This window comes from Lentzea sp. NPDC058436 (genome assembly GCF_042721515.1).
In the GTDB taxonomy this organism is placed as follows: Bacteria; Actinomycetota; Actinomycetes; order Mycobacteriales; family Pseudonocardiaceae; genus Lentzea.
This window is the reverse complement of record NZ_JBHXLF010000002.1, coordinates 527,329-554,234: the sequence shown is the minus strand read 5'-3', so window position 1 is coordinate 554,234 and position 26,906 is coordinate 527,329. Positions and strand designations below refer to the sequence as shown.

Sequence of the window (26,906 nt, the reverse complement as noted above, 5' to 3'; positions counted from 1 at the left end):
AAATACCGGAGAACCGGCCGGGCAAGGACGTCCACGTGCTGAACAACTATCGGATACCGAGATGATCCCTCAACGTCGGACCTGAGTACTCGGTCCGGAAGACGCCGCGTTCCTGCAGCAACGGCACGACCCCGTCCGCGAACTCGTCGAGCCCGCCCGGCGTCACGTGCGGCACGAGGATGAACCCGTCGGCCGCGTCCTGCTGCACCAGGTCGTTGATCTGCGTGGCGATGCTGTCCGCCGACCCGATGAAGTTCTGCCGGGCGCTGACGTCGATCACGAGGTCGCGGATGGACAGGTTCTTCGCGCCGGCCTTCTCCCGCCACTCCTTCACCGTCGCCGCCGGGTCCTTGAACATGCGCACGCTCGCGCGTCCCTTGGCGATGGTGTTCTCCCCGGTCAGCGGTTCGACCTCGGGCAGCGGACCGTCCGGGTCGTAGGCGCTCAGGTCGCGGTTCCAGACCTGTTCCAGGAACCGGATCGCGGTCGCGCCGCTGACCTGCTGACGCCGCACCACAGCGGCCTTCTCCTGGGCGTCCGCGTCGGTGTCGCCGAGGACGAACGTGGCCGCGGGCAGCACCACGAGCTGGTCGGGCGTGCGGCCGTACTTGGCGAGCCTTCCCTTGACGTCGCTGTAGAACTTCTGCCCGGCCTCCAGCGTGCCGTGCCGTGAGAAGATCGCGTCGGCCGTCGCGGCGGCGAACTCCCTGCCCTCGTCGGAGTCACCGGCCTGGAGGATCACCGGACGGCCCTGCGGCGAACGCGGGACGCCGAACGTGCCGCTGATGTCGAAGTGCTGGTCCTGGTGCTCGAACGGCCCCACAGCGGTGTCGAACAGCTTCCACGCCGTGCGCAGGAACGACTCCGCGCGGGTGTAGCGGTCCTCGTTCGCCAGGAAGCCACCGCGCCGGAAGTTCTCGCCGGTGAACGCGTCCCAGGAGGTCACGACGTTCCAGGCCGCGCGCCCGTCCGACAGGTGGTCGAGCGAGGCGAACTGCCGCGCCACCTCGTACGGTTCGTTGAACGTCGAGTTGATCGTGCCGGCGAGCCCGAGCCGTTCGGTGACGGCGGCCAGCGCGGCGAGCACGGTGAAGGTGTCGGGCCTGCCGACGACGTCGAGGTCGTAGATGCGGCCGCCCTGCTCGCGCAGCCGCAGTCCCTCCGCGAGGAAGAAGAAGTCGAACTTCGCCCGTTCGGCCGTCCGTGCCAAGTGGACGAACGAGTCGAACTCGATGTGGCTGCCCGCCTGCGGGTCGCTCCACACGGTCGTGTTGTTCACGCCGGGGAAGTGCGCGGCGAGGTGGATCTGCTTGGTCATCTCGCGCTCCTTCAGGCGTACTGGTTGACGGGGCGGGCGAGGCCGAGGTGGCCGCGCAACGTCGTGTGCTCGTACTCGGTGCGGAACAGGCCGCGGCCGCGCAGTTCCGGCACGAGCACACGGGTGATCTGTTCGAGGTCGCCGTGCAGCCGGAACCCGGCGAAGCCCTCCTCGTGCCAGGCGACCAGCTGCTCGACCGGCGTGGACGCGTCCACGTCTCGGAAGACGAGCCTGTCGGTCGCCGAGACTTCGTCGGAGAACACGATGTCCCCCAATGGTTCCGTGGCGGCGATCAGCGGGTGGCCCTGCGGAGGGCGTGGCGTGATCGACGGCCCGCGCACCTTGAACCACCGGCCCTCGAAGTCGATGTAGTGCAGCTTCTCGCGGTCGACGAACCGCCCGGTGGCCTCGTCGCGGATCTCGGCGTCGTCCTCCCAGCTGTCCCACAGCCGGCGCAGGACCTCGGCGTAGTCCGCGGCCTCCTCCCACAGCTCGGGCTCCGGCCCGACCTCACGCCGTCCGAAGTGCTTCGCGTCGGCAGGGTCCGGCGCCACGGCCAGCTGCACGCCCGCCCGTCCCTTGCTCACGTAGTCGAGCGTGGCGATCGCCTTCGACAGGTGGAACGGCTCGGTGTGCGTCACGACCGCCGTCGGCACCAGGCCGACGTGCGTGGTCAGCGGGGCGATGCGCGCGGCGGTGAGCACCGCGTCCAGTCCCGGCTGCCCGCCGAGCGAGTCGCCGAACGTGACGAAGTCGAGCGTGCCGTGCTCCGCCTCCCGCACGAGTCCGGCCCAATGCCTTGCGGTGAAAGCCTCTTCGCCGGGCGCGTGCAGCGCGGCGGCCAGGTGCAGCCGTGAGCCCACCGGTCCCCCTCTCGTCGTTTACCCGCATTCTGGGCGCGGGCGAGGGCCTCGCGCTGGGGCGGCCACTGGGTGGGAATCCCGGCCAGAACGGGAATATTTCCGATGCTTGCGTTGACGTGCACGTGAAGGTTTAGCGTTCGCGGCATGAGGATCGGCGAACTGGCCAAGCGAGCCGGCACCACCACCCGTGCGCTGCGGTTCTACGAGTCCGAAGGGCTCCTCGAAGCACAGCGCACGTCCAACGGCTACCGCGAGTACGACGAGCACGACCTGCGGCTGGTGCGCGAGATCCAGTCGTTGCAGGCGGTCGGGCTCTCGTTGCAGGACACCCGGCCGTTCGTCGCCTGCCTGCGTGCCGGTCACGAGTCCGGCGACTCGTGCGCGGACTCGCGGGAGGTCTACCGGCGCAGGCTCGCCGAGGTGGACGCCTGCCTGGAACGGCTCGGCACCGTCCGGGAGTTCCTGCTGGCCAGACTCGCCTTCCAAGACCCGTGCGTCGTACCCGAGGAGATCCAGTGCACCAGTTGACCGACGCCACGTTCGCGGAGAACACCCGGACCGGCACCGTCCTCGTCGAGTTCTGGGCGCAGTGGTGCGGGCCGTGCCACATGCTCACGCCCGTGCTGGAGGAGATCGACCGCGAACGCGACGACCTGACCGTCGTCAAGATCAACGCCGACGAGAACACCGCCACAGCCCGCGACCACCAGGTGATGTCGCTGCCCACGATGCTGCTGTTCCGCGACGGCGTGCCGATCCGCCAGATCGTGGGAGCGCGCCCCAAGGGCAGGCTGCTGGCCGAGCTGGATGACGCGCTCAGCGCCTGATCGGCCTATCTTCTAGCGCATGCTCGGTCTCGAACTCGTAGTGGTGCTGGGTGTGTGCATCCTCGCGAGCAGCGTCGTGTCCGGACGGCTCCGCGTCGCCGCCCCGGTCCTGCTGGTCGTGTGCGGCGCGGTGCTCGGCTTCGTGCCCGCCTTGGAAGAGGTCAGCCTGCCGCCGGAGGCGATGCTGCTGATCTTCCTGCCGGCACTGCTGTACTGGGAGAGCCTCAACACCTCGTTGCGGGAGATCCGCAGCAACCTGCGCCCGATCGTGCTGCTCAGCACGCTGCTCGTACTGGCGACAGCCGCGGCGGTGGCGTCCGTGGCCCACGCCCTGGGCCTCGACTGGGGCCCGGCGTGGGTGCTCGGCGCGGCCCTCGCGCCCACCGACGCGACCGCCGTGTCCGCCATCGCGCGCGGGATGCCGCGCCGCACCACCACGATCCTGCGCGCCGAGTCGTTGATCAACGACGGCACGGCGCTCGTGATCTACGCGATCGCGGTGTCCATCACCGTCGGCGAGCAGCAGTTCAGCACCGGCCGCGTGGGCCTGCAGCTGTTGTTGTCCTACGCAGGCGGCGCGGTGGCGGGCCTGGTGATCGCCTGGCTCGCCGTGCAGGTCCGCAAGCGCCTCGACAGCCCGTTGCACGAGAGCGTCGTCAGCATCCTGACCCCGTTCGCGGCGTTCCTGCTGGCCGAGACCGTGCACGGCTCGGGCGTGATCGCCGTGGTGACGTGCGGCCTGGTGCTGGCCCAGGTGGGCCCGCGCATCGTGCGCGCCGACACCCGCCAGGTCAGCTACGCGTTCTGGGGCATCGCGACCTTCGTGCTGAACGGCGCCCTGTTCGTCCTGATCGGACTCCAGGCCCACAGCGCGGTGCGGTCGTTGAACGGTTCCGAAGCCCTCGCCACGCTCGGCGCAATCGGACTCGTGTCGCTGACGGTGGTCGGCACCCGGCTCCTCTGGAGCTACACAACGCCTTACGTGATCCGCGCTCTGGACCGCCGCCCGCAGCAACGCCTTCGCCGCGTCGGCGCCCGTCAGCGACTCGTCTCGTCGGCCGCCGGTTTCCGCGGCGCCGTGTCCCTGGCCGCCGCGCTGGCCGTGCCCGTGACGGTGGCGGACGGCGGGCCGTTCCCGTTCCGCGACGAGATCATCCTGATCACGTCCGGCGTCGTGGTGCTGACGCTGATCGTGCAGGCGATCATGCTCCCGTCGATCATCCGCTTCTCGCGCCTGCCCGAGGACACCGCGTTGGACGACGAGCTCCGGCTGGCCCAGTCGACGGCGTCCGAGGAGGCCTACGAGGCGTTGCCGCGGCTGGCGGACAAGGTGGGCGTGTCGGACGTCGTCTACAAGCGGGTGCTCGCCGAGTACGAACACCACCTCCAGGTCGTGCGCGCGAAGGAAGCCGGTGACGAGGAGGTCGCGCAGTCGGAGGTCGAGTACGCGGCGTTGCGGCTGGAGCTCATCGCGCACAAGCGGGCGACCGTCGTGCGGCTGCGCGACGAGCAGGCGATCGACGACATCGTGCTGCGGACCGTGCAGCGCAAGCTCGACATCGAGGAGGTGCGGCTCTCCCGGCGCGAGGTGGACGAGGACTAGGGCTGAGCGAACCTGCCGCGCGCGAAGCCCGACCTGCTCTGCCCGAGCCTGTTCAGGGCGAAGATCGTGCCCGACCCGCCTCCGCCGCTGTCCGTCCACGCCCGGACCAGGCCGAGGTTGTGCACCAGGCTGGCCAGCTTGCGCAGCGTCACCTGGTCGGAGTGGAACTGCGGCGACGGACTCAGGGCGTGGGCCGCCCGCAACGTCTCGACGTGCCGCGACAGCCTGGCGCGGGCCGCCTCCCGGTCGTCCTGGTAGAGGTCTTCGAGCGCGTAGAACACGATCTCGCTGGTCCGCAGCCCCACGGCGTGCGCGAACACGGTCTCGGGCGCGATGGTCCCCGCGGTCAGCTCGACGTCGTGGCGGCGGTTCGCCCTGGCCACGACGTCGACGTACTGGACAGCGGCGTGACCGAAGCTCTTCCACCCCGCCGGCGCCTCCACCTCCAGAACCACCCAGTACGTCTCGCCGGACGCCAGGTCCGGCGCGAAGATCCGGATGCCCTCGTCGGCGGTGACGATGTCCGGGAGCGACTCGACGCCGTGGTCGTCCCTCGCGCGGTGCTTCGCCGTCGCCACGTCCTGTTCGACGCGGGCCCTGGCGGACGGGTCGGTGACCAGGTCGTGCCCGTAGAGGTGCCAGCCGGTCACCGCCGCGTCCAGCCGGAGCTGGAGCTGGACGTTGATCGCGGCCAGGTGCTCGCGCCGGGCCAGGTCCTCGGTGAGGTGCAGGCGCACGTCGTCGAGACCGGTCACCAGCGTGCAGAAGCCACCGGTGACACCCGCCAGTGCTTCGAGCTCGCGCATGCGGGCGTCCGCACCGAAGCCGAAGCAGGACAGGGTGATGTCGCCGCGCACGCGGTCGGCGACCGTGCGGCGGATGGTGATCCAGTCGCGTTCACCGGAGGTCGGGTCGCCGTCGGAGAACAGGTACAGGCAGTTGACGAGGTCCGACCGGCCGCCGGAGTGCCTGGCGATCTCGTCGATGCCGAAGAGCACGCCCATGTTGATGTCGGTGGCACCCCGCGCCTCCAGTCCTGCCACGACATCGTCGAGCAGGACGGCCGGAACGTCCGACTTCGGCGTCGCTTTCAGCACCGTGCGGACCTGCGTGTCGAACGTGACGATGCCGAGGATGTCGGAGTCACGCAGCCGCGCGTACAGCTCGCGGATCGCCGTTCTCACCGTGTGGAGCTTCGCCCCTTCCATCGAGGAGCTCGTGTCGATGACGAACACGAAGTTCACCGGCAGGCTCTCCGGCCGCTGTCGTGGTTCCCGCTCAACGTCACCGGCCCGCAGCGCGACCTCGACCAGGTGGGTCGTGGACGGTTTCGCGCGGAACTCCTTCTCGACCGCCCGGACGCCGTGGCTGACCTCGACGGCCTCACCCGATGGCGGCGTGGGAATTCCGGAAAGGTCCGAGGCCACGAAATCGTCGAACCGGATCTGGGTCTGGTCGATCAGCACGCCCTGGTCGACCAGGTCCGCGATATCGGTGGTCGCCTTCGTTCCGTACGCGTTGTTGCGGCGCACGAACAGACCGTCGCGCGGAAGCGGGTCGCGAAAGTCGCCGAACGGCACGAGCCTCGACGGCCATTCCGCTTTCGCCTCGATCGGGCGCTGACCTGAGGTCGTGGCCATCGGTTGCGGATCGGCGGGATAGATGCGGATCCGGCCGTTCATCGCGCCCAACACGGGTCCGGGATCGCCTGAAGCCACCGGACCTGTGCCGGCGGTCACCGAACCCGATCGGTGACCGGACACCTCGGTCGGCCTGACACTCTCCGCGCGGACCTCCGTGAAGGTTCTGCTCCGCTCGTAATGTCCCTGGTCGTAGCCCGACTGCCCCTGCCACGACGGCCGCTGGTGTTCACTCGGCTCGTCCACCACCACCGGCGGGAACTCCAGCGTCGGAAAGTCGTCCTCCGCCGGGACCTCGATGGCCGACCGGTCGGAATCCCGCCAGGTCTCGTCTTGTGGCGCCACCTTCCTGCGGCGCCACAGGACACCGGCGAGCACCGGCACAGCGGCAGCGAGAAACACCAGGACCCAGGCAAGATTCATCAACTCTGCCCCTGCAGGAGATCACGACGAGGTCACAAAGTAACTGACGAACTCCCGCCGCGCACATTCTTTCCTGCCGGTCCGGAATTGCCCGGAAAGGCGATGAATCGGTTACGAAACCAGGGAAAGACCACTCCGAACGGGTTCGGCCGGTGCGACGGCCGGCACGGCCGAGGGGACCTCGACCTCCTCGCCGCCGATCTCCCGCGTGATCCACGCCCCGGACTCCACCATGACCTTCAACGTCCGGGTGTCCATGGCGTTGACGCGGCCGTAGTACCACTCGTCGGTCGCCAGCGGCCCCATCCGGTCGCCCATGCGCTTCTTGATGTCGAGCACGCGCTCGTACAGCGCCTTGACGAGGGCGGCGCGGTCGGCCGGGCCCTGCAGGCCCTCGCGGATGCGGTCCTCGATGCCCCGCGGGGTGCCCTCGGAGTCGGGCATGAGCATGGTGGTCCAGGCGCGGGACTTCTCGCGGTACTGGAGCTGCTGCATGATGCCCTCGTGCTGCGCGAAGTCGGCGGCGCGGAAGGCGTTGCCGCGCCAGCGCTTCTGGAGGTTGACGGCCAGGGAGAGCGCGCTCTTGAGGCCCGTGTTGAGGCCTCGGCCCGGCCAGAAGTGCAGGGAGTTCGCGGCGTCGCCGAGCAGGAAGCCGAAGGTCGAGGGGGCGAGTTGTGCGGTGAACTTCGACATCTGCTGCATGCCGAGCGTGAACGAGTTGATGCCGACGACGTCCGCGACACCGACGCCGAAGAAGCGCAGGCCGTCGAGGATCCGGGGCCACAGGTACGAGAGCTTGTCGACGGACGGCTTGAAGACCGAGCGGTGGCGGTCGCAGACGAAGCGGCCGTTGCCGGAGGGGCGCATCGTGCAGCCGAACTTGCCGATGCACGAGATCGGGCCGCTCTCGCCGAGCGCGACGATCTCGGACGCCTCCTCGGCGGTGAGGCGCATGTTGATGAAGCCGCCGCCGAGCGAGTTGAACAGGAACCTGTTCTGCGCCACGGTGAGCGGGACGGTGTGCTCGTCGGGCGACTTCGCGGTGACGCGGATGCCCAGGACGCGCTCGTCCAGCGGGGAACCGTCCACTGAGAACAGTTCGCGGCTCGGGGTGCCGAACTGCGCGGAGAACGCCTCGCGGGTGGCGGAACGGGCGCCGTCGGCGATGGCGAGGACGTGCAGGCCGTCGAACTTGGCCGGCGGCGTGTAGGCGTCCGGGACGACCTCGATGCCGTAGACGTCCTGCGCCATGTCGAGCAGGCAGTCCTCGATCCAGCGGATCTTGATGTTGCGCGGCCTGCCCTTGGACGCCGGGGAGTCCGGGCCGAGCGGCCACATCTCCGAGAACTTGCCGGGCGCGAAGAGGCGCTGCTGCACGGCGAGCGGGAGCGATGCCCAGACGTTGCTCTGCAGCGTCACGACCTGCTCGCGGCGGTTGTTGCCCTCGGCCTGGCCCTTCCACACGACGCGGTTGCCCTGGCGCGTCCAGCGGCGGTCGTGCACGCGGATCGAGACTCCGTCGCCCAGCAGCGACTTCACGGTGCAGGCGAACGCCAGACCGACCGGGCCACCGCCGGCCACGTCCACCCGCAGCGGGGCGGCCTGGCGCAGCGGCACGACCCGGCTGCCCTGCTTGGGCAGCTTCACCGTCGGGGCAATCCTGCCCACCAGCACCGTCTTCTCATCCATGGCCACCACACGTGGGGCGGCCCAGGACGGTTCAACGGGATTCGAGGAATTTTTCCCAGGCGGCGAAACTGAAGGTCAGGACACCTGCGGCCGGGTTCTTCGAGTCCCGGACGAGGGCGTCGGCGCCGATCGACACCTCGACGCAGTCACCGTCCTCCGCCCCACCGCTGTAGCTGCTCTTACGCCAAACGCGTTCCTGCGCCATTGAGGTCCTCTCGCGGTCCGCCGACGTACTCCGCCAGCTTGCTCCGCGATTGTTCCTCATCCAAAGCGACCTCAGCCAAACGGTCGAACAGCAGTCGAGTGCGCACGATGGCGCCGGGGTCCTGCACGAACACGTTGGCGAGATCGGTCTCGATGAACGCCACCGACATCGCCTTCTCGTACTCCCACAGGGCGCAACTGGAGGCGATCACCGGGGTATCTGCCGGGATGATCCGGATCATGTGCACGTTGAACAGCAGCCGGAGGTACTGGTCCTCCATGATCTGGGCGTCGCCGATCTGCGTCTGGAGTGCGTGCTCGTGGATGTAGAACAGGCAGGTCGGCCGATCATGCCGCCGCAGGATCGCCTGCCGCTCCATCCGAAGCTGAACGAGTGTCGGGATGCGCTCCTCGGTCACCAGGCCGGCCACCCGGTACACGCCGTCGGCGTACTCCGGCGTCTGCACGAGGCCGGTGATCGTCTGCGCGTCGTACCGCATGATCTTCCAAGCGGTCGACTCGGCTATCGCGATCGTGCGGAGGTTGTCCGGCACCTGGACGATGTACTCCTCGAACGCGTTCCGGAAGCGGCGCTTGAAATCCTCGAAGTAGTCGATGTCCTTGCCGCACATCGAGAGGTACTGGACCAGGTCGATCTCGCTGGGGCAGTACTTGCCGCGTTCCAGGGTGGAGACCTTGCTCGGGTCCCAGCCCAGGCGCAGGGCGAAGGCGGCGCCCGTGAAGTCGGTGGAGGATTCGCGTACTTTGCGGAGTTCTTCGCCGAGATCCCTGCTGTACACAGTGGATGGAGTGCTGGTGGCCATTCCTCGACCGTAGGGCTTGCTCGAAGAGCAACAAGGGGCTCATTCGGGTGAAAACGGACGGGTTGATCTTCAGCTCGCTCCCAGGAAACTCGCAGCCCCGCCACAGCTTGGCGGACGAGCATCCCCTGCCATGACTCGACGTCGCAGATCCTTGGTGATCAACGGACTGCTGGTGGTGGTGCTCCTCGGCGCCGGTGTGGCCGGCTACCTGGTGTTCTTCGGTTCCTCCGGCAGTGCCCAGCCCACCGCGGCCCGCACGGCCGCCGCCGCGAACAGGGACGTGAGCGAGGTGGTGACGGCCTCGGGGACGGTGCAGAGCTCGTTCAGCGCCGCCGCGTCGTTCGGGGCGAGCGGCACGGTCACCGAGATCAACGTCAAGGTCGGTGACGTCGTCACCAAGGGCCAGCAGCTCGCGAAGCTCGATCCCACGCAGGCGCAGCTGCAGGTCGACATCGCGCAGGGCAACCTGAACGCCGCGCTGGACAAGGGAACGGGCACGACGGCGTTGCTCACGGCGTACCGGCAGGCGCAGCTCGCGCTCCAGCAGGCGAAGGACACGCTCGCCTCCACCACGCTCACCGCGCCGGGCGACGGGACGATCACGTCGGTCACCGGGTCCGTCGGCCAGAAGGTCGGCAGCTCGAACAGCACTTCCAGCACCACGACCTCCACCACCACGACGACGTCCGGGTTCGTCGTCGTCACGGACCTGAAGAACCTGGTGCTGCACGCGAACGTCTCGGAGTCCGACGTCAGCAAGCTCAAGGACGACCAGGCCGCGACCGTCACGGTCAACGCGATGCAGTCGCAGCCGATCCAGGCCAAGGTCACGCAGGTCGACCTCACGCCCACGACGGCGAACAACGTCGTCCAGTACGGCGTCACGCTCACCCTGACCTCGCCGCCGGAGGGCTTGCGGCCCGGTCAGTCGGCGAGCGTCGAGATCACGGTCGCCGGAGCCACCGGGGTGCTCGCGGTGCCCGCCGCGGCCGTGCAGACGGTCAACGGCGAGAGTTCGGTGCAGGTGCTGGAGAACGGCGCCGAGACGCGCAAGACCGTCGAGGTCGGCGTGCGCGGGGACCAGTACGTGGAGATCAAGTCCGGGTTGTCCGCGGGCGAGGAGGTCGTGCTCCCGCAGGTGACGACGTCGACCAACCAGAACCGCACCGGTCAGCAGCAGCAGGGCGGCCAGTTCCCCGGTACCGGCGGCGGCAACCGCAACGGCGGCGGCTTCACCGGGACCGGTCGATGAGCCCGGTCATCGAGGTCCGCGACCTCCGCAAGACCTACGGCAGCGGTGACACGGCCGTGCACGCGTTGCGGGGCCTCGACCTGACCGTCCAGAAGGGCGAGTACATCGCGATCATGGGCGCGTCCGGCTCCGGCAAGTCGACGCTGCTCAACATCCTCGGGTGCCTCGACGTGCCGTCGGGCGGCAAGTACCTGCTCGACGGGATCGACACGGGCGACTTCGACGAGGAGCAGCTCTCGTTGCTGCGCAACAGGAAGATCGGTTTCGTCTTCCAGTCCTTCAACCTGGTGCCGCGAACCACGGCACTCGCGAACGTCGAGCTCCCGCTGGTGTACGCGGGAGTTCGGCGTGCCCAACGCAGGGAACGGGCGCTGGCGGCGCTCGACCTCGTCGGCCTCAAGGACCGCACGCACCACCGGCCCAACGAGCTGTCGGGCGGTCAGCAGCAACGCGTCGCCATCGCACGGGCCCTGGTCACGTCGCCCGCGATCGTGCTGGCCGACGAGCCGACCGGCAACCTCGACACGGACTCCAGCCGTGAGGTGCTGGGGATCCTCGACCGCCTCAACGCCAGCGGCCGCACGGTCGTGCTGATCACGCACGAGGACGAGGTCGCCGCGCACGCCATGCGGACCGTCCGCGTCGTCGACGGCAGAGTCGCGGGGGTGCTGGTGTGAGGATCTTCGAGATCGCCGCCTTCGCCGTGCGGGGCCTGACGGCGAACAAGATGCGGTCGGGGCTCACGACGCTGGGCATCCTGATCGGTGTCGCGTCGGTGATCCTGCTGATCGCGGTCGGCAACGGCGCGTCGAGCGCGGTGCAGCAGAGCATCGCCGGGCTCGGCACGAACATCCTGACGATCAGCCCGCAGCGCGCCCAGCCCGGCACCACGGCCAAGCCGCTGACCACGGCGGACGCGGCCGCGCTGGTGAGCGCGGACTCCCCCGACGTCAAGTACGCGTCGCCGGTGGTCTCGGCGCAGGCGACCGCCGGTTACGGCGACACCACGCACGACATCGGCCAGTTCATCGGCTCGGACCCGCGCTACTTCGACACGACGAACAGCGCCGTGGCGCAGGGGAACCTGTTCTCCGACAACGACGTTCAGCAGGCGCGCAAGGTCGTCGTGATCGGCGCGACCGTGGCGACGGAACTCTTCCCCGGCACCGTTCCGGTCGGGAAGTCCATGCTGGTCAACAACATCCCGTTCACGGTGGTCGGGGTGCTGGCGGCCAAGGGGTCCAGCGGGTTGCAGGACGCCGACGACATGGCGGTCGCGCCGTTGACGACGACGCAGAACGCGCTGACCGGCTACGGCAGCCTGACCCAGATCGTCGTGCAGGCCCGTTCCGCGGACGCGTTGCCGAACGCGCAGGCGCAGGTGACGACGATCCTCAACGGGCGCCACAAGGTCACCACGACACCTGACTACCGCATCCTGAGCCAGGACCAGCTGCTGACCGCCCGCACCGCGACGACGGAGACGTTCACGGTGCTGCTGGCGTCGGTCGCGGCGATCTCGTTGCTGGTGGGCGGGATCGGCATCACGAACATCATGCTGGTCACCGTCACCGAGCGGATCCGGGAGATCGGCATCCGCAAAGCCGTTGGCGCGCCTCGATCCTCGATCCTCGGGCAGTTCCTGATCGAGGCGACGCTGCTGAGCCTGTTCGGAGGCGCCCTGGGCGTGGCGGCGGGGATGATCGGCAGCCAGTTCACCATCGCGGGCATCCAGCCCGTGCTCGTGCCGTCGTCGGTGCTGCTCGCGTTCGCGGTGTCGGCGTTGATCGGCCTGTTCTTCGGCAGCTACCCGGCCTCGCGCGCCGCGAAGCTCCGTCCCATCGAAGCCCTCCGGCACGAATAAGGAGTCTTTGGACGTGTCCAATCCACTCGACCAGCCGCTCGAGAACGACATCTCGGCCGAGCTGAAGGAGCGCAAGACCGGCGTCGGCAGGACCACCGTCATCCTCGGTGTCGCGGTGCTCGCCATCGTGGCGTTCGTCGGCGGGGTGTTCGTGCAGAAGTCCTTCGGTGCCAGCGAAACGCCTACCCGCCAGAACGCCGCCGGACGCCAGTTCCCCGGCGGGGGCACTCCCCCGTCGGGCGCTCAGCGGCCTAATGGCGGGCAGTTCGGCCGGGGCACCATCGGCACGATCGACCACGTCGACGGCACGACCGTCTACGTGAAGACGCAGAACGGCCAGGTCGTGAAGGTGTCCACTTCGGACAGCACGAAGGTGGAGATCAGTTCCGAGGGCAAGCTCACCGATCTCAAGGCAGGACAACAGGTCGTGGTGCAGGGGCAGGCCGGGTCCGACGGCAGCGTGACCGGGCAGACGATCACCCAGCGGCCGGCCACCGGGTGAGGGGACGACTGCTCGTCGTCGAGGACGAGCCCAGCATCCGCGAGCTGCTGTGCGCGAGCCTGCGGTTCGCCGGGTTCGCGGTGACGAGCGCGGCGACCGGCACGGAGGCTCTTGACGCGGCTCGTACTGGTGCGCCGGATCTCGTGCTGCTCGACGTGATGCTGCCCGACCGCGACGGGTTCGAGGTGGTGCGGCGGCTGCGGTCGTCCGGCGTGCGGGTGCCCGTGCTGTACCTGACCGCGCGGGACGGCGCGGACGACCGCATCACGGGCCTCACGATCGGCGGCGACGGGTACATCACCAAGCCGTTCAGTCTGGAGGAGGTCATCGCGCGGGTGACGGCCGTGCTGCGCCGCACCCGTCCCGGCGGCTCCGAGCAGCTGACGTGCGGTGACCTCTCGCTGGACGTCGAGAGCCACGTCGTGCGGCGCGGCGCGCGGGTCGTGGAGCTGTCGCCGACGGAGTTCCGGCTGCTGCACTTCCTGATGCGCAACAGCGGGCGGGTGCTGTCGAAGGCGCAGATCCTGGACCAGGTGTGGTCGCACGACTTCGACGGTGACGTCGGCGTGGTCGAGTCGTACATCTCGTACCTGCGGCGCAAAGTGGCCGACCCCCAGCTGATCCACACGGTCCGCGGCATCGGGTACATGATCCGCCCATGACGTTGCGCGTGCGGCTGGTGGTCGTGCTCGTGGCCCTGGTGGCGGCGGGCCTGTTCGGCACGTGGCTGATCGGCTCGCAGGTGATGGAGAACTACCTCCTGCACCAACTCGACGCCCGCCTGGACCGCGCGGTCTCGCTGCCCCGCTCGCTTCCGTTGCGGGACAACATGGTCCTGCGCAACGCCGACGGAGTCGTCGCGGGGACGCCTCTGGACGGGCTGCCCCCGTTCGGTTCGATGACTCCCGGTGAGCATGTGACCGTGGGGTCGTCGCGGGTGGTGATGCGTTCGCTGGACGGTTCGGAGCTGATCGCGGCGCTCGACCAGTCGGAGGTGGACCGGGCGGTCGACGACCTGCGGCTCGCGTTCCTGCTGATCAGTCTCGGCGCGTTGATCCTCGTCGGGATGGCCGGATACGCGCTGGTCAGAGCCTCGACCCGGGCTCTGGAGGAGGTCGAGCAGGTCGCCGGGGAGATCGCCGCCGGTGATCTCTCCCGACGCGTGCCGGTGCGGCGGCCCGGTTCGGAGGTCGGTCGGCTGGCGTCGGCGTTGAACACGATGCTCGGCCAGATCGAGGCCTCGTTCGCGGCGCGCGTGCGGTCGGAGAGCCGGATGCGGCAGTTCGTGGCGGACGCGTCGCACGAGCTGCGGACGCCGTTGACGTCGATCCGGGGCTACGCCGAGCTTTACCGGCAGGGCGCGGCTTCGGACGCCTCGGAGGTGTTGAAGCGGGTCGAGGACCACGCCGCGCGGATGGGCGTGCTCGTCGACGACCTGTTGCAGCTCGCGCGCCTCGACTCGGAGCAGCCACTGGCGTTGTCGTGCGTGGACCTCGTCGTGGTGGTGACCGACGCGGTGGTGGACGCCCGCCTCAACGAGACGGACCGTCTCGTCTCGTTGGAGCTGCCGGCCGGGCCGGTGCTGGTGGAGGCGGACGAGGCGCGGGTACGGCAGGTCCTGACGAACCTGCTGTCGAACGCGCTGGTGCACACGCCCGCGGGGTCGCCGGTGGAGGTACGGCTGACGTCCGGGGTCGTCGAGGTCGTTGATCACGGGCCTGGGATGACGTCCGAGCAGGCCGCTCGGGTGTTCGAGCGGTTCTACCGGGTGGATCCGGCTCGGGGGCCTGGTGGGACCGGGCTGGGGCTCGCGATCGTGGCGGCGCTGGTCGCAGCGCACGGGTGGCGGATCGAGGTGGACACCGCGCCGGGAGAGGGCGCGGTGTTCCGGGTGCTGTTTCCAGCTCAGGCGGACTCGGCTTTTGCCACGGCGTTCTGAAAAACGGGCGACATTTCCTTCTCACACGTCGTGCTCGCGGTGCAGATCGCATATGTGGTCACGACGTACTCACCGACCTCGGCGACGTAGGTGAACCGGAAGATGCCGCCCTTCAAGCCGACTTCCGATTTGATCGCCAGCACCTGTGCGGAGCTCACCTTCGGATCCGGCATGATCGTGTAACGCGCGTACTCGTCGCCACCGCTGCGAACGATGCCGCACTCGGTGGTCAGCGCGCGCACCGCCGCCTCGTCGACCTCGCCGCGTGCGATCGTCGTGCCGATGAGCACGACCTCGGACGGCTTCGACGTCCTCGACGTCGAACCGAAGGAATTGGCTTTCCACGCGAACGAGCTGCCCGCGTACGGCGCCATGTCCGGTGTGCGGACTGGCGTGCAGCCAGCGGGTTCGTACTCACCCGCGGGGATCAGGGTGCCGAATCCGTTCCAGACCGAACTCTTGGCGGCGTCGTCGAGACGGAGGAGCTGAGGACGGGAGTCCGGCGCGAGGTAGGCGGGGAACGCGGCGTCGTCGGGAAGCAGGGTGAGCAGGTCGCGCTGCACGACGGCCGGCGGTGCTGCCGGGACGGGTGAATCCGGAGTGGCCGCCGTGCCGCAGCCGGAGACGAACACCGCGACAAGAGCGAACAGGCGGACCGAGCCGAGGTTCATCGACGACCTTTCCCTTTTCGGACACAAAAATGGACACGGCTTTTCGCGGCGCCGATGTGCTGTTCGTTTTCGGCTGTCCGGTTGTTACCTCGTAACGATTTCTGGTCCTGGCGCGAAACGTCTCCTGCAAGTCGGCATCGGCGGGAGGCGCAGCGATGAGAGCGTTGTTCGGGCTCGCTCTGCTACTGGTCGCCGGCTGCACGGTCGCAGTGCCGGGAACGGCTCACCGCGAGGCGTTGGCCGCGCGCGTCTCACCCGCCCAGAGCGCGACGGTGACGGCGAACTCGCATCTCGCCGTCACCGTGCCGGAGGGCGCGGTGGGCACCGACGCAACGCTGTCGGTGCGACCCTCGCCGGTGGCGCTTCTGGAGCGACCCGGGTTCGTCGGCGCGGGCGAGCCTGTCGAGATCACCGTCGACGCGCCGTTGCGCAAGCCGGCGGCGCTGACGTTCGACGGTCAGGGCGGGCCGGAGGGCGGTCTGCCGGTATTGCTGCGACACGACCCCGCCGCCGGGTGGTACCCGATCGAGGTCGGCGAGCCCGGAAAGCCGCTCGTCGCGCGGCGGACGGAGTTGTCGACCCATCTCGCCGGCTGGCTGACCGCATCGGCCTCCTGGGTGCCCCGCCGGTTCGCCGGCAAGCACGAGCCGCCGCGGTGCGGGCCGAAGCCCGACTGGGCTCAGCTCACCGAGCCCAAGGACGATCTCGTCACCGCCTGCGTCGGCGCCGAGGGCGAGCAGGCGGTGCTGACGGTCCGCAACAACCGGACGTTCCCGGTGGACGTGGCCGTTCCCAAGGGTGTCGAGCCGTCCGTCAAAGACCAGGCGGATCCGTTGCGCCGGTTCCTCGGTGCGGAACACGTCCTGCTGTTCGGAGGGCAGGAGTTAACCCTGCGGTGGCCGCGACCCTCCCAGTCCGGCAGCAGCGCGGTGGTCCCCCGCTTCACCGTCGCCGCGCACCTCACCCACATGGTCGCCGTGTTGCTCGGCGTCGAGGATCTGCGTGGCCAGGCCGCACTCGCGGTCTTCGTGCACCGTTGCAAGAAGGTCGTGGACGCGCGGGAGTCCGCGGCGGGACTCGGAGCGCTGCGGGAGTGCGCCGAGCCGCTCGCCGACGAGGCGAGAGCACGGGCCGCCGCCACCTCGATCGCGCAGACCAGCGGGCTCCCCGAGGATGCTGTCGTGGACATGTTGCGCGTCATGGGCAGCGTGCTCACGTTCTACACGCCCCTGAAGCTGCCCACCGACCGCGTGCCGGAGGGTCCCGACGCCAACCGGTCCGTCGTCGTGCGTCTCACCGGCACCGAACCTCCGCCGCTGGACCCCGCGTTCGTCGGCACGTGGAGCCAGCACGCGGGCGGACTGGAGATCCGGGCGTCGCGAACAGGACGGGTGTCGTACCAGGTGCAGTCCGCAGGGCTTCCCGAGTTCTACGCGGCCGACCTGAAGTTCGAGGTCGACGGACCGAAGGCTCTGAAAGCCACCGTGACCAGCACCAACGACCCCGGGAAGCCGAAGGGCACGGTGCTCACCCTTCGGCTGGAGCACCCAGGAATCATGATCACCGGCCTGCGGCAGGAGAACTCGCGGTGGTGCAACGCTGTCACCCGCCAGAACGGCGAATGTGGCGCCTAGCCGCGGTTCGGCCAGGCGCGTTCGTAGTGCTCTTCCGGGAAATCGCTCGGACTCGACCCAGACGCGTGCGCGCGTTGGATCTCCTCGGCGTAGCGCTCGTTGCGCGCGCACCAGGGAGCGGCCGGGATGTACATGACGTTGCCCCACCCCTGCTGGTCCTCGACGGGCGCGACGCTGTGGATCATGTCGCAGTGCCACCAGACCGAGTCACCGGCGTGAACGTCTGGAATTCCCGTTAGAGCCTCTAGCAACAGTGAGTGGTACTTACGGGAGACTGGGAAGACCTGGTTGACGGTGACGCCGCACATGTCGTCGTCGGGGACGTCGTCGAGCAGTGGGCGCAGCATCAGGTACGCCATGGCGCCGGGGATCGGGATCGTGTGCAGCACGCCCTGGTCGTGGGCCATGTCGGAGAGGGCGGTCCAGCCCTGGAAGGTGCGGAAGACCGAGCACATCGTGGTGCCGGGGTACTGCGGGCCGGTCGTGCGGTGGACGGCGTCCCACGGGTCGTACTGCTCGGGCGTGCCGTTGAACAGGTGCCGGAACGCCTGCTGGTACTCGGCCGTCATCCACAGGTCGAGCGTGCCGGGGTCGAGGTGGGTGCCGAGGCCACCCGAGTCGGTGCCGGGCGGGCGGCGGCGGATGCGGTCCGGGTAGCCGACGTCCCTGGCCGGGTCGAACCAGCCGTCGTGGTGCCACAGACCGTTGAGGAACTGTTGGACGGTGGCCATGCGTTCGTGACGCCTGGCTTCGACCTGCGCGGGCGACCAGTAGATCGGGTAGATCTCGGGCTTGGAGCCGACGCTGCCGAAGAAGTCGTCGCCGGGGCCGCGGTAGTTCTCGAAGAAGTTGTTGCTCTCGACGTAGTCCACGATGGACTTGTCCCAGGCCAGGGCCTGTTCGCGGGGGAAGTGTCCGCGCACGACCACGCAGCCGCGGCGGCGGACCAGGTCGCGTGGCGCGGTGCCGGCCTCGATGTCGGCGTAGTCGATCACCGGCCAGCCCTGACCGGCCTTGACGTCGTCGACCTCGCGCTGGATCTGCCGTTCGACGACGGCGAAGACCTCCTCGACGCTGCGGCCGGACGCCTCGATGTTCGCGCGGATCGCCTTCTTGATCTCGCGGACGGCTTTCGGCAGGTCGGCGGGCGTTGTGTCCCAGTTCGGCAGCACGTGCACTCCTTCCAGTAAGACCTCCTAACTTAGAACCATAAGCGTGTCGCACGGTTGTAGGCAAGGCCCCTAACTAGAATCCGGTGCGTGACCAGGCCGTCCCAGGAGTTGCTGCGCTCGATCTCGGACGAGCACGTGCTGCGCTCGTTGATGACCGCGCGCAAGCTGACCCGCGCCGAGCTGGCGATCGAGACGGGGCTGTCGAAGCCGACCGTGAGCGAGAGCGTCCGCCGACTCGTGGACCTGGGCCTGGTCGCGGACACCGGCGAACGAACGCCGGGCGGGCGTGGCAAGGGCAGGGTCGGGTCGTTCTACGGCCTCGCAGAGGACATCGGCGTCGCGCTGGTCGTGACGATCGCGCCGGACGGCGTGACGGCCGAGTGCGTCGACGCCCACGGGGACGTCGTCGGCCGCACCCACCGCCCGATCGCCGGACCGGCCGAGGTGGCCGCCGTGTTGCCGGCGGTCGCGGCGGAAACCGTTGCGGCGCACAACGTCCGGCTCTGCGCGGTGAGCGCGGCCGATCCGGTGGACCGGCGCACCGGCAGGCTCGTGCAGCTGCCGGACTCGCCGTTCCTGGTGGGAGAACTCGATCCGGTCGCGGTGCTGGGGCCGTTGCTGCGCGGGCCGGTCGTGGTGGACAACGACGTGAACTGGGCGGCGCAGGCCGAGCACGCCGCACTGGGTGTCGCGGACTTCGCGTACCTGTTCCTGGGCGAGGGCCTGGGTTGCGCGATCGTGTCCGACGGTGAGGTGAGGCGCGGGCACTCGGGGCTGGCCGGCGAGATCTCGCACCTGATCACTGCCGGGCCGTCGGGCGCGACGCCGTTCATCGAGGTGTTCGGCGAGCTCGGGTTGCGGCGTGAGGGGACCACGGCGATCGACGTGGCACGGCTGCTCGCCGCGGATCCCGTCGTGCTCGCGCGGGCGATCGGCGGCGTCGTCACGGGGCTGGTGACGCTGGCCGATCCCGAGGTCGTCGTGGTCGGCGGGTCGTGGGGACCCGCGCTGCTCGACGCGATCACGGCCGAGTGCGCGCGCTCGCCGCGTCCGGTGCCGATCAGGGCCGCTTCGGTGGACGAGCCGTCGTTGACCGGGGCTCGGGCGGACGCGCTCCGCCGGTTGCGCGCTGCTCTGGTCGAGGCTTCTAAGGCGCCGTGACCACCGGGCCGAGCGGCGCAGGCAGCGCGGCCAGCGCTTCCAGGCGCCGTGGCGGGAAGTCCGTCCACTCCGCCGGCGGATGCCGGTCGGCGTGCAGGTGCCGGTCGAGGAACCGTTGCCAGCGCCGCAGTCCGTCGACCGCGTCCACAACGGACAGTGCGCCGGACTCGATCGCGTCGGCGTACTCGTCGAGGTCGAGCATCCGCTGGTGCCGTCCGTCGAGCGGCACCAGCACGTCGGCGTACAGGTCGTGGACCGTCACGGCGCCCGGCCGCTGCTCGACGGTCACCAGGTCGACGTACCAGCTCGTCGGTCCCTCGGCGGACCGGTCGATGCGTCCCCTGCGCCGCCAGACCGGCATCGACATGCTCACGCCGAGGTCCAGCAGCACGAACACCCGTTCCAGCAGGGCGCCGCCGGGCCACGGTTCGAACCGGTCGGGCAGCTGGAACTCGTAGGCGAGCGCGTCGCCGTCCCGCACGCCGGGCAGAGGGCCGAACTCCCCGCGCCAGACCTCGATCTTCTCCACAGATCCAGTTCTACCCCTGGCCCGGCAGGCTCGCGTACTCCTCGATCCGGGTGATCAGGCCGTTCTCGAACCGGAAGTACACGGCGGCGTCGACCTTGAACAGGGCGCCGTCCTTGGTCGCCACGTTCACGACGTGCTGCTGCAGGACCTCGCCGGGCTGCTCGAACTGCCGGGTGATCTCGTAGCGCATCGACGCGATGGGCTCGATCTGCGCTTCCATGCCGGCGATGTTCTCGCCGATGGTCGAGTCGCCCTTGCCGTCGTTGTGCCAGACGGTGGCTTCGGCCGAGCACATGGCCCGCGCCTCGGACCACTCCCGGTTCTCCAGGTGGCGGAGGTAGGTGTGCGCCTTGGCCTTGAGGTCGTACATGAGAGCGCGTTCTCCTGCTTCTACTCGCATCGGGAGGTGGTTGCCGGGTGGGGACAGCGGGCACGTGAAGACGGCCGGCGCCAGGTGGTGGTGCGACAAGGACGCCTGGTTGAAGTCGACGGTCAGCCTCGTTCCGGGGTCCTGGAGCGGCAGGACGAGCCAGCGGCCGATGGCGGGGGTCTCGGTGCCGTTGGTCTCGTCGGTGAAGATGACAAGTCGTTGGCCCGGCATGGTTTCGACGACCGCCAGCACGTGCTCGGTGCCGTTGATCGTGACCACCAGGTCGACCGGTGCGGTCACGGCCTGGGTCGTGCGGGGCGACGTCAAGTGTTCCACCTGGAGGCGGCGATCGTCCTGCGCGGCGCGGAACTCGCCCTCGAAGACCCACTCCGGGTCGTAGGGGTAGGTGTGGATCCCTTGCAGGCCTGAACGTTCCAGTGCCCCGGGGTCGGTGACGACCACGCCGTAGAAGCCGTCAGCGCCTCCCGCGAGGGCCGTGCGCCCGTCGGGGAGTTCAACGGTGCCAACGACTTCTCGCGACTCGTGGGTCAGCGCGCCCGCCTCGTTGACGCTCCACTCCCCCGGCACGCCCGGCAGGCGCACGGGTCCGGACACCATTCCCTTGGCGACGACCTTCACCTTGTCGGTGACCTCGGCCAGCCTGGCGTCACGCCACTGCTCGTAGGTCATTTCCGCGCCGCCCAGACGGTGCGCTCGGTGCGCAGCGCGAGGTCGTCGCGGCGCAGCGCGGCCTCGGCGGCCTCGGGGCCGACCTGCCTGCGCAGAACGATGTGCGCGTAGCGTTCCACGGCGGGCGACCGTTCGATGTGGACGGTGATCGTGCGTTCGTCCTCGACGGTGAACCCGGCCTCGGTCAGCTTCGGTCCCCAGTCGGCGCCGCGGTGAGGCAGGCGTTCGTCGTGGCCGTCGGGGGCCTGCTCGGGGAAGAACGTCGGCATGCCCGCCAGTTCGACAACGGCGAGCAGGCCGCCGGGGGCGAGCGTCTTGTGCAACTGGCGGAGCGTGTGGCCGGGGTCGGTCAGGTGGTGCAGTGAGGCCGACGCCCAGATCAGGTCCGGGGTGCCGACGTCGGGCCAGTCGGTGTCGAGGTCGGCCAGCACGGTGTGGACGCGGTCGGCCAAGCCCCGTTCGCCCGCCTTCGTGCGGAGTCGCTGGAGGTGGTCGACCGAGGAGTCGACGGCGGTGACGTGGGCTTCGGGGAAGCGTTCGAGCAGGGCGAACGTTCCCGCGCCCGTGCCGGCTCCCAGGTCGACGATCTGGCGTGGGCCGGTGGTGGGCAGCCGGTCGATGATGTCGGCGGTGTGGGAGGCGAGAAGCTCTGCGTCGAGGTCGAGGATCTCGGCCTGGTCCTCGCTGTCACCGTGCCCGTGCCCGTGGCCGTGGCCGTGGCCATGTCCGTGTCCGTGGTCGCTCATGCCCCCAAGGTAGGTCGGCCGTGCCCCAACCGCACGGCCGCTTGCGCATTCGGCAAGACGGTCGGCTCCCTTGGTGCCACCCGCGCAAGATCAGGCCTTCCGGTCGGCGTTGTGGCCGCGCCGCGCCTCCCGGTCGAAGATCCCGAGGATCTCGCACGGCCCGCCGGCGGTGCCGATCGCGTGCGGCAGCATCGTCGGGAACTCGGCGGCCTGGTTCGTCTCGACGCGGAACCGGCGGTTGCCCAGCAGCAGCACCGCCGTGCCCGACAGCACGACCAGCCACTCGCGGCCGGAGTGCGCGCGCAACGACGCCGGGTTGTCGGGCGGCGGGTTCGTCATCCGCTGGCGCATCACGGTCATGCCGGGCTCCGCCTTGATGGGCCAGCGCATCGTGCCGTGCGCGCCGTCGAGCATCGGGCTGACGATCACGTCGTCGGTGTCGGTCTCGACCAGCTGGTCGAGCGACGTGTCGAGGGCGCGCGCCAGGGTCACGAGCTGGTCGAGCGCGAGGCGTCGCTGACCGTTCTCGATGCGGCTGAGCGACGACGGGCTGAGCTTGGCGCGGGTCGCGAGCTCGTCGAGCGACCAGCCCTGCGCCACCCGCAACGCGCGGATCCGCTTGCGCACCAGGCCGTCCAGATCACCGTCTTCTTGCGTCATGAGCACGATCGTATGCCTCTGGGACAAACGACACCTAGCTTCGCGGCCATGACTCGAACGAAAACGCTGGTCGCGGTGTGCGTGGCGCTGATGGCCGTGATCTCTTCGGTGACCGGGCTGAACGTCGCCCAGCCGCACCTCGCCGCCGAGTTCGGCGCGGCGCAGGGCACCGTCCTGTGGATCATCAACGTGTACGTGCTGACGCTGGCGGCGTTGCTGCTGCCGCTCGGCGCGGCCAGCGACCGGTGGGGGCGCAAGCCGGCGTTGATCGCCGGGCTGGGCGTGTTCGGGGTGGCGAACGTGGTCGCCGCGCTGGCGTCGTCGGCGGAGGTGCTGCTCGCTTCGCGCGTGGTCGCCGGAGCCGGGGCGGCCACGATCATGCCCGTCACGCTCGCGGTGATCACCTCGACGTTCCCGGAGGAGGAACGCGGGCGGGCGATCGGGGTGTGGACCGGCGTCGCGGGCGGCGGTGGGCTGCTGGGGATGTTCCTGTCGGCCCTGCTCGTCGACGTCGCCGACTGGCGGTTCCTGTTCGTGCTGCCCGTGGTGCTCGTGGTCGTGGCGCTCGTGATGGCGTCGAGGGACGTGTCGGACTCGCGGGACGTGCGGCCGTTCGACGTGGGCGGGGCGCTGACGTCGGTGGTCGCGGTGGCCGGGTTGATCTACTTCCTGCACGAGGGCGACGTGCTCAGCCTGCTCGTCGGGGCCGGTGCGGCGGCCGCGTTCGTGGTGTGGGAGCTGCGGCATCCCGTGCCGTTGCTGGACGTCCGGTTGTTCCGGGCGCGGCCGCTGGCGACCGGGTCCCTGGTGCTGCTGGTGGTGTTCGGGGTGCAGGCGGGCGTGTCGATCCTGCTGTACCCGTACTTCCAGACCGTGCTCGGCTGGTCGGGGCTGGTGTCGACGGTGGCGCTGCTGCCGATGGCCGGGCTGATGATGGTCGCGTCCGGGCTCGCGCCGCGGCTGGCCGAACGGGTCGGGGCGCGCGTCACGATGTCGGTGGGTGTCGCGTTGGGCGGCTTGGGGTTGGCGCTCATGGCGGTGTTCGTGGACGGCGGGTACCTCGACGTGCTGCCCGGCATGATCGTGATGGGTGTGGGCACGGGGTTGTCGATGCCGCCCGCCACCGAGGCGATCACCCGTTCCGTGCCGCAGCAGGGTGTGGCGTCCGCGCTGAACGACGTGACGCGGGAGTTCGGCACGGCGCTGGGCATCGCGTTGCTCGGCGCGATGGCGGCGGCGTCCGTCGACTCCGGTGGGTCCTTCGTGGAGGGATGGCGGACCGCCATGTGGGCCGGTGTGGCCGTCATGGCGGTCCTGTTCCTGGTGGCTAGGCGTCGATGAGCAGGTCGAGGAACTTCTGCGGCGGCTCGTCGCCGAACAGGCTCTGCACCATCTGCTCGGAGTCCTCGGCGGTGTGGACGGCGCGCACGAACATCGCCTCCTCGTACTCGGCCAGCGCGGTCTCCACGTCCTTGGTGGCCAGTGCGATGCCGAGTTCGGCGCCGTCCAGCATGGCGAGGTTGGCGCCCTCGCCGTTGGGCGGCATGAGGTGCGCGGCGTCTCCGACCAGCGTCACGCCCGGCACCCGTTCCCAGCGGTGCCCGGTCGGCAGGGCGTAGTGCGGGCGGAACACCGGTTCCGTGTCGGACTCGGTGATCAGGGCGGTGAGCTCGGGCGCCCAGCCCTCGAACTCGGCCGTGATGTGCCCGAGGTCGCCGAACCACTCCAGCGGCCGGGTGAACTCGACGTAGGCGTGCAGGACGCCGCCGGCCTCCCGGTGCGCGTGAATCCCCTTGCCCTGGCCGGGGGCGAACATCGAGCCGCCACCGACCGCCTTCGCCACCTCGGGGTGCCGGGTGTCGGCGTCGTGGAGGTAGGTCTCGACGAATGACATGCCGGCGTACTCCGGCGTGACGTCGGTGAGCGCCTGGCGAACCTTCGACCACGCGCCGTCGGCACCGACGAGCACGTCGGCGACCACGGTGCTGCCGTCCGCGAACGTGACGGTCTTCCCTTCGACGGCGGTCACCTTGGCGCCCCAGCGGACGGTGCCGGCCGGGAGCGAGTCGATCAGCATCTGCCGCAGGTCGGCGCGCTGCACCTCGGGACGCCCGCCGGTGCCGTCGTCCTCCTTCTCGAACAGGACCTTTCCGCCGGAGTCGAGCACGCGCAGGGCCTCGCGTCCGGGCAGGACGAGCGCGCGGAACTCGTCCATCAGGCCCGCGGCCTCGACGGCGATCTGCCCGTTGTAGTCGTGGATGTCGAGCATGCCGCCCTGCGACCGCGCCGTCGGCGACTCCTCCGCCTCGTGGACGGTGGACGGGATGCCGTGGACGTGCAGCACGCGGGCGAGCGTGAGACCGCCGAGTCCGGCACCGATGATCGTGACGTGCATGAAGTGCTCCCCTGGAGATCGTGCCGCCTCCCTGACGGCTCGACCAGGTTCACCCGGCCCGCTGGCACACCCCGCACACGTCGCTGACAGCCGCTGTCAGGCCCTGTCACCACTCGGCGAACGACCCGTCGTCGTGCCGCCAGATCGGCGAACGCCACGCGTGACCCGTCTCGTCCGCACGACGCACGGCCGCCTCGTCCACCTCGACGCCCAGGCCAGGGCCGGTCGGGCGCGCGATCCAGCCGTCCACGACCCGCACCGGGGCCATGTCCACCAGGTACGTCGGGTCGGCGCCGTTGTAGTGCATGCCCGCGCTCTGCTCCTGGATCAGGAAGTTCGGCGTGGTGAAGGCGACCTGCAGCGAGGCCGCCAGCGAGATCGGCCCGAGTGGACAGTGCGGCGCGATCGACGCCCCGTACACCTCGGCCAGCGACCCGATCCGGCGCAGCTCCGAGATGCCGCCCGCGTGCGACGGGTCGGGCTGCACGACCGCGACACCGGCGTCCAGCACCGGTTTGAACTCCCAGCGCGAGAACAGCCGCTCCCCCGTCGCGATCGGCACGGTCGACGCCTGCACGACGGACGCCAGCACCTCGGCGGGAAGCTCGGGCAGCACCGGTTCCTCGACGAACATCGGCTGCACCTCCTCCAGCATCCGCACGAGCCTGCGCGCCATCGCGGGCGAGACGCGGCCGTGGAAGTCGATCGCCAGATCTCCTTGGGGGCCAAGGGCTTCACGGGCCTCGCGAGCGCGGACGAGCACCGCGTCGGCGTCGGCGGGGGACGCGATCGGGCGCATCTCCGCCGTGGCGTTCATCTTCACGGCGCTGAAACCCGCCTCGACCTGCCGCGACACGGCCTCGAACACGCCGTCCGGCCGGTCGCCGCCCACCCACGAGTACGCGCGCACCCTGTCGCGCACGGGACCTCCGAGCAGTTCGTGGACCGGCAGACCACGCGCTTTGCCCGCTATGTCCCAGAAAGCGTGGTCGTAGCCCGAGAGCGCCGACGACAACACCGGGCCGCCGCGGTAGAAACCGCCGCGCCGCAGGACCTGCCACAGGTCCTCGACGCGCAGCGGGTCCTGGCCGACGACCAGTTCGGACAGCTCGTGGACGGCCGCGCGGACCGTCTCGGCCCTGCCCTCCACGACCGGCTCGCCCCAGCCGCTCACCCCCTCGTCGGTGCTCACCTTGAGGAACAGCCAGCGGGGCTCGACCAGGAACGTCTCGACCGCCGTCACCTTCATGAGGAGTCCTTCGCCGCGGACCAGCCGCCGTCGACCAGAAGCTCCGCGCCCGTCACGAACGACGCCGCCGGAGACAGGAGGAAACCGATCACCGAGGCCACCTCGGCCGGGTCGCCGAGGCGTCCGGCCGGGGTGGCTCGGGCACTGCGTTCGCGGTCCTCGGCCGAGACCCGGTCCCACGCCGCCGTCAGCACGGGACCGGGCAGCACGGCGTTGACCCGCACGTCGGGTGCGTACTCGACGGCGAGCTGGCGGGTCAGCGCCACCAGCCCGCCCTTCGAGGCCGCGTAGGCGCCGTGGCCGGGGATGCCGAAGTGCGCGTGCACGGACGAGACGAGCACGACCGAGCCGCGGCGTTCGCGCAACGACGGCAGGCAGGCCCGCAGGCCGTGGAACGCGCCGCCGAGGTTGACCGCGAGCTGGCGTTCCCACTCGTCCGGTGTGGTCTCGTCCAACGGCTTGACCGCGACCGTGAAAGCGTTGCTCACCAACGCGTCCACGCGGCCGTCGCACAGGTCGAGCGCCCGCCGCCAGGTCTCGGGATCGCTGACATCTCCTCGCACGGCCACGTCACCGCGCAGGTCGACGCCGACGACCCGGTACCCGTTGTCCGTCAGGTGTTTCGCCGTAGCGGCACCGATTCCGGCACCCGCACCCGACACCACCGCGCACTTCATGCAC

Annotated in this window: 27 protein-coding genes; 12 read left to right on the top strand and 15 right to left on the bottom strand. The window is 69.8% G+C overall.

All coding sequences use genetic code 11. The annotated features are described in order from the left end of the window. Positions 1-46: 46 nt before the first annotated feature. Both ACFWN2_RS10110 and ACFWN2_RS10105 read right to left on the bottom strand, forming a co-directional pair. Positions 47-1,318, bottom strand: coding sequence for an LLM class flavin-dependent oxidoreductase (locus tag ACFWN2_RS10110; protein ID WP_382426368.1), 1,272 nt, complete (start codon positions 1,316-1,318; stop codon positions 47-49). Positions 1,319-1,329: 11 nt separating this feature from the next. Beyond that, on the bottom strand, positions 1,330-2,181 hold the full coding sequence (locus tag ACFWN2_RS10105) for an LLM class flavin-dependent oxidoreductase (protein WP_382426367.1): 852 nt from the start codon (positions 2,179-2,181) through the stop codon (positions 1,330-1,332). A 144-nt stretch (positions 2,182-2,325) separates the two neighbouring features. Between ACFWN2_RS10105 and ACFWN2_RS10100 the strand changes: the two genes are divergently transcribed. The 3 genes from ACFWN2_RS10100 to ACFWN2_RS10090 are packed head-to-tail and all read left to right on the top strand — an operon-like array spanning position 2,326 to position 4,611. After that, positions 2,326-2,709 (top strand): MerR family transcriptional regulator, encoded by a 384-nt coding sequence (locus ACFWN2_RS10100; protein WP_382426365.1) that lies wholly within the window; start codon positions 2,326-2,328, stop codon positions 2,707-2,709. Next, positions 2,697-3,008 carry a thioredoxin gene (gene trxA, locus ACFWN2_RS10095; protein WP_382426363.1) on the top strand — a complete coding sequence of 104 codons (312 nt, stop codon included), beginning with the start codon at positions 2,697-2,699 and terminating at the stop codon, positions 3,006-3,008. The genes ACFWN2_RS10100 and trxA overlap by 13 nt, the downstream gene beginning before the upstream one ends. Before the next feature lie 19 nt (positions 3,009-3,027). Continuing rightward, positions 3,028-4,611: a Na+/H+ antiporter gene (locus ACFWN2_RS10090; RefSeq protein WP_382426362.1), complete on the top strand. Its 1,584-nt coding sequence runs from the start codon at positions 3,028-3,030 to the stop codon at positions 4,609-4,611. On the opposite strand, the gene ACFWN2_RS10085 is transcribed toward ACFWN2_RS10090, so the two are convergent. From ACFWN2_RS10085 to ACFWN2_RS10070, 4 genes are all read right to left on the bottom strand, one after another. Then, the gene (locus ACFWN2_RS10085) at positions 4,608-6,674 is read right to left on the bottom strand and encodes a VWA domain-containing protein (RefSeq protein ID WP_382426361.1); all 2,067 of its coding nucleotides are present in this window, start codon (positions 6,672-6,674) and stop codon (positions 4,608-4,610) included. The two genes, ACFWN2_RS10090 and ACFWN2_RS10085, sit on opposite strands and share 4 nt — an antisense overlap. A gap of 111 nt (positions 6,675-6,785) precedes the next feature. Continuing rightward, positions 6,786-8,363 carry a hypothetical protein gene (locus tag ACFWN2_RS10080; RefSeq protein WP_382426359.1) on the bottom strand — a complete coding sequence of 526 codons (1,578 nt, stop codon included), beginning with the start codon at positions 8,361-8,363 and terminating at the stop codon, positions 6,786-6,788. A gap of 31 nt (positions 8,364-8,394) precedes the next feature. Next, positions 8,395-8,568: a DUF397 domain-containing protein gene (locus ACFWN2_RS10075; RefSeq protein ID WP_382426358.1), complete on the bottom strand. Its 174-nt coding sequence runs from the start codon at positions 8,566-8,568 to the stop codon at positions 8,395-8,397. Beyond that, the gene (locus tag ACFWN2_RS10070) at positions 8,543-9,391 is read right to left on the bottom strand and encodes a helix-turn-helix domain-containing protein (RefSeq protein WP_382426356.1); all 849 of its coding nucleotides are present in this window, start codon (positions 9,389-9,391) and stop codon (positions 8,543-8,545) included. Before ACFWN2_RS10070 ends, ACFWN2_RS10075 begins: the two co-directional genes overlap by 26 nt. 130 nt (positions 9,392-9,521) lie before the next feature. Here ACFWN2_RS10070 and ACFWN2_RS10065 point away from each other — a divergent pair, with 130 nt between their 5' ends. From ACFWN2_RS10065 to ACFWN2_RS10040, 6 genes are read left to right on the top strand one after another with little or no spacing between them, the layout of a single operon-like run. Next, complete coding sequence (locus ACFWN2_RS10065; protein WP_382426354.1) at positions 9,522-10,643, top strand: efflux RND transporter periplasmic adaptor subunit; 1,122 nt, start codon at positions 9,522-9,524, stop codon at positions 10,641-10,643. Next, positions 10,640-11,320: an ABC transporter ATP-binding protein gene (locus ACFWN2_RS10060; protein ID WP_382426352.1), complete on the top strand. Its 681-nt coding sequence runs from the start codon at positions 10,640-10,642 to the stop codon at positions 11,318-11,320. Before ACFWN2_RS10065 ends, ACFWN2_RS10060 begins: the two co-directional genes overlap by 4 nt. Next, complete coding sequence (locus ACFWN2_RS10055; RefSeq protein WP_382426350.1) at positions 11,317-12,507, top strand: ABC transporter permease; 1,191 nt, start codon at positions 11,317-11,319, stop codon at positions 12,505-12,507. Before ACFWN2_RS10060 ends, ACFWN2_RS10055 begins: the two co-directional genes overlap by 4 nt. A gap of 13 nt (positions 12,508-12,520) precedes the next feature. Beyond that, complete coding sequence (locus ACFWN2_RS10050; protein ID WP_382426349.1) at positions 12,521-13,009, top strand: hypothetical protein; 489 nt, start codon at positions 12,521-12,523, stop codon at positions 13,007-13,009. Then, positions 13,006-13,671, top strand: a complete 666-nt coding sequence (locus ACFWN2_RS10045; protein ID WP_382426348.1) for a response regulator transcription factor — start codon at positions 13,006-13,008, stop codon at positions 13,669-13,671. The genes ACFWN2_RS10050 and ACFWN2_RS10045 overlap by 4 nt, the downstream gene beginning before the upstream one ends. Beyond that, entirely contained in the window at positions 13,668-14,948 is a 1,281-nt protein-coding gene (locus ACFWN2_RS10040; protein ID WP_382426346.1) for a sensor histidine kinase, read from the top strand. Before ACFWN2_RS10045 ends, ACFWN2_RS10040 begins: the two co-directional genes overlap by 4 nt. Here ACFWN2_RS10040 and ACFWN2_RS10035 read toward each other — a convergent pair. Then, positions 14,915-15,619, bottom strand: a complete 705-nt coding sequence (locus ACFWN2_RS10035) for a hypothetical protein (protein WP_382426345.1) — start codon at positions 15,617-15,619, stop codon at positions 14,915-14,917. The two genes, ACFWN2_RS10040 and ACFWN2_RS10035, sit on opposite strands and share 34 nt — an antisense overlap. 155 nt (positions 15,620-15,774) lie before the next feature. On the opposite strand from ACFWN2_RS10035, the gene ACFWN2_RS10030 reads away from it, so the two are divergent. After that, positions 15,775-17,253, top strand: coding sequence for a hypothetical protein (locus tag ACFWN2_RS10030; RefSeq protein ID WP_382426343.1), 1,479 nt, complete (start codon positions 15,775-15,777; stop codon positions 17,251-17,253). Here ACFWN2_RS10030 and ACFWN2_RS10025 read toward each other — a convergent pair. Further along, complete coding sequence (locus ACFWN2_RS10025; protein WP_382426341.1) at positions 17,250-18,425, bottom strand: YbiU family protein; 1,176 nt, start codon at positions 18,423-18,425, stop codon at positions 17,250-17,252. The genes ACFWN2_RS10030 and ACFWN2_RS10025 overlap by 4 nt on opposite strands. A gap of 87 nt (positions 18,426-18,512) precedes the next feature. On the opposite strand from ACFWN2_RS10025, the gene ACFWN2_RS10020 reads away from it, so the two are divergent. Then, positions 18,513-19,586 (top strand): ROK family protein, encoded by a 1,074-nt coding sequence (locus ACFWN2_RS10020; RefSeq protein WP_382426339.1) that lies wholly within the window; start codon positions 18,513-18,515, stop codon positions 19,584-19,586. Here the strand turns inward: ACFWN2_RS10020 and ACFWN2_RS10015 are convergent. From ACFWN2_RS10015 to ACFWN2_RS10000, 4 genes are all read right to left on the bottom strand, one after another. After that, complete coding sequence (locus ACFWN2_RS10015) at positions 19,573-20,115, bottom strand: DUF402 domain-containing protein (protein ID WP_382426338.1); 543 nt, start codon at positions 20,113-20,115, stop codon at positions 19,573-19,575. The genes ACFWN2_RS10020 and ACFWN2_RS10015 overlap by 14 nt on opposite strands. A 10-nt stretch (positions 20,116-20,125) precedes the next feature. After that, complete coding sequence (locus tag ACFWN2_RS10010) at positions 20,126-21,175, bottom strand: DUF1684 domain-containing protein (protein ID WP_382426337.1); 1,050 nt, start codon at positions 21,173-21,175, stop codon at positions 20,126-20,128. Further along, positions 21,172-21,921 carry a class I SAM-dependent methyltransferase gene (locus ACFWN2_RS10005; RefSeq protein WP_382426335.1) on the bottom strand — a complete coding sequence of 250 codons (750 nt, stop codon included), beginning with the start codon at positions 21,919-21,921 and terminating at the stop codon, positions 21,172-21,174. The genes ACFWN2_RS10010 and ACFWN2_RS10005 overlap by 4 nt, the downstream gene beginning before the upstream one ends. 90 nt (positions 21,922-22,011) lie before the next feature. Further along, positions 22,012-22,581 (bottom strand): helix-turn-helix domain-containing protein, encoded by a 570-nt coding sequence (locus ACFWN2_RS10000; protein ID WP_382426333.1) that lies wholly within the window; start codon positions 22,579-22,581, stop codon positions 22,012-22,014. 48 nt (positions 22,582-22,629) lie between these two features. Between ACFWN2_RS10000 and ACFWN2_RS09995 the strand changes: the two genes are divergently transcribed. After that, a complete protein-coding gene (locus ACFWN2_RS09995; protein ID WP_382426331.1) occupies positions 22,630-23,922 on the top strand; it encodes an MFS transporter in 1,293 nt (430 codons plus the stop codon). Here ACFWN2_RS09995 and ACFWN2_RS09990 read toward each other — a convergent pair. The 3 genes from ACFWN2_RS09990 to ACFWN2_RS09980 all read right to left on the bottom strand — a co-directional run bounded on the left by ACFWN2_RS09990 (position 23,909) and on the right by ACFWN2_RS09980 (position 26,902). Continuing rightward, positions 23,909-24,976 (bottom strand): FAD-dependent oxidoreductase, encoded by a 1,068-nt coding sequence (locus ACFWN2_RS09990; RefSeq protein ID WP_382426329.1) that lies wholly within the window; start codon positions 24,974-24,976, stop codon positions 23,909-23,911. The genes ACFWN2_RS09995 and ACFWN2_RS09990 overlap by 14 nt on opposite strands. Before the next feature lie 106 nt (positions 24,977-25,082). Further along, positions 25,083-26,225, bottom strand: coding sequence for a galactonate dehydratase (gene dgoD / locus ACFWN2_RS09985; protein ID WP_382426327.1), 1,143 nt, complete (start codon positions 26,223-26,225; stop codon positions 25,083-25,085). Next, entirely contained in the window at positions 26,222-26,902 is a 681-nt protein-coding gene (locus ACFWN2_RS09980) for an SDR family NAD(P)-dependent oxidoreductase (RefSeq protein WP_382426326.1), read from the bottom strand. Before ACFWN2_RS09980 ends, dgoD begins: the two co-directional genes overlap by 4 nt. Positions 26,903-26,906 lie beyond the last annotated feature (4 nt).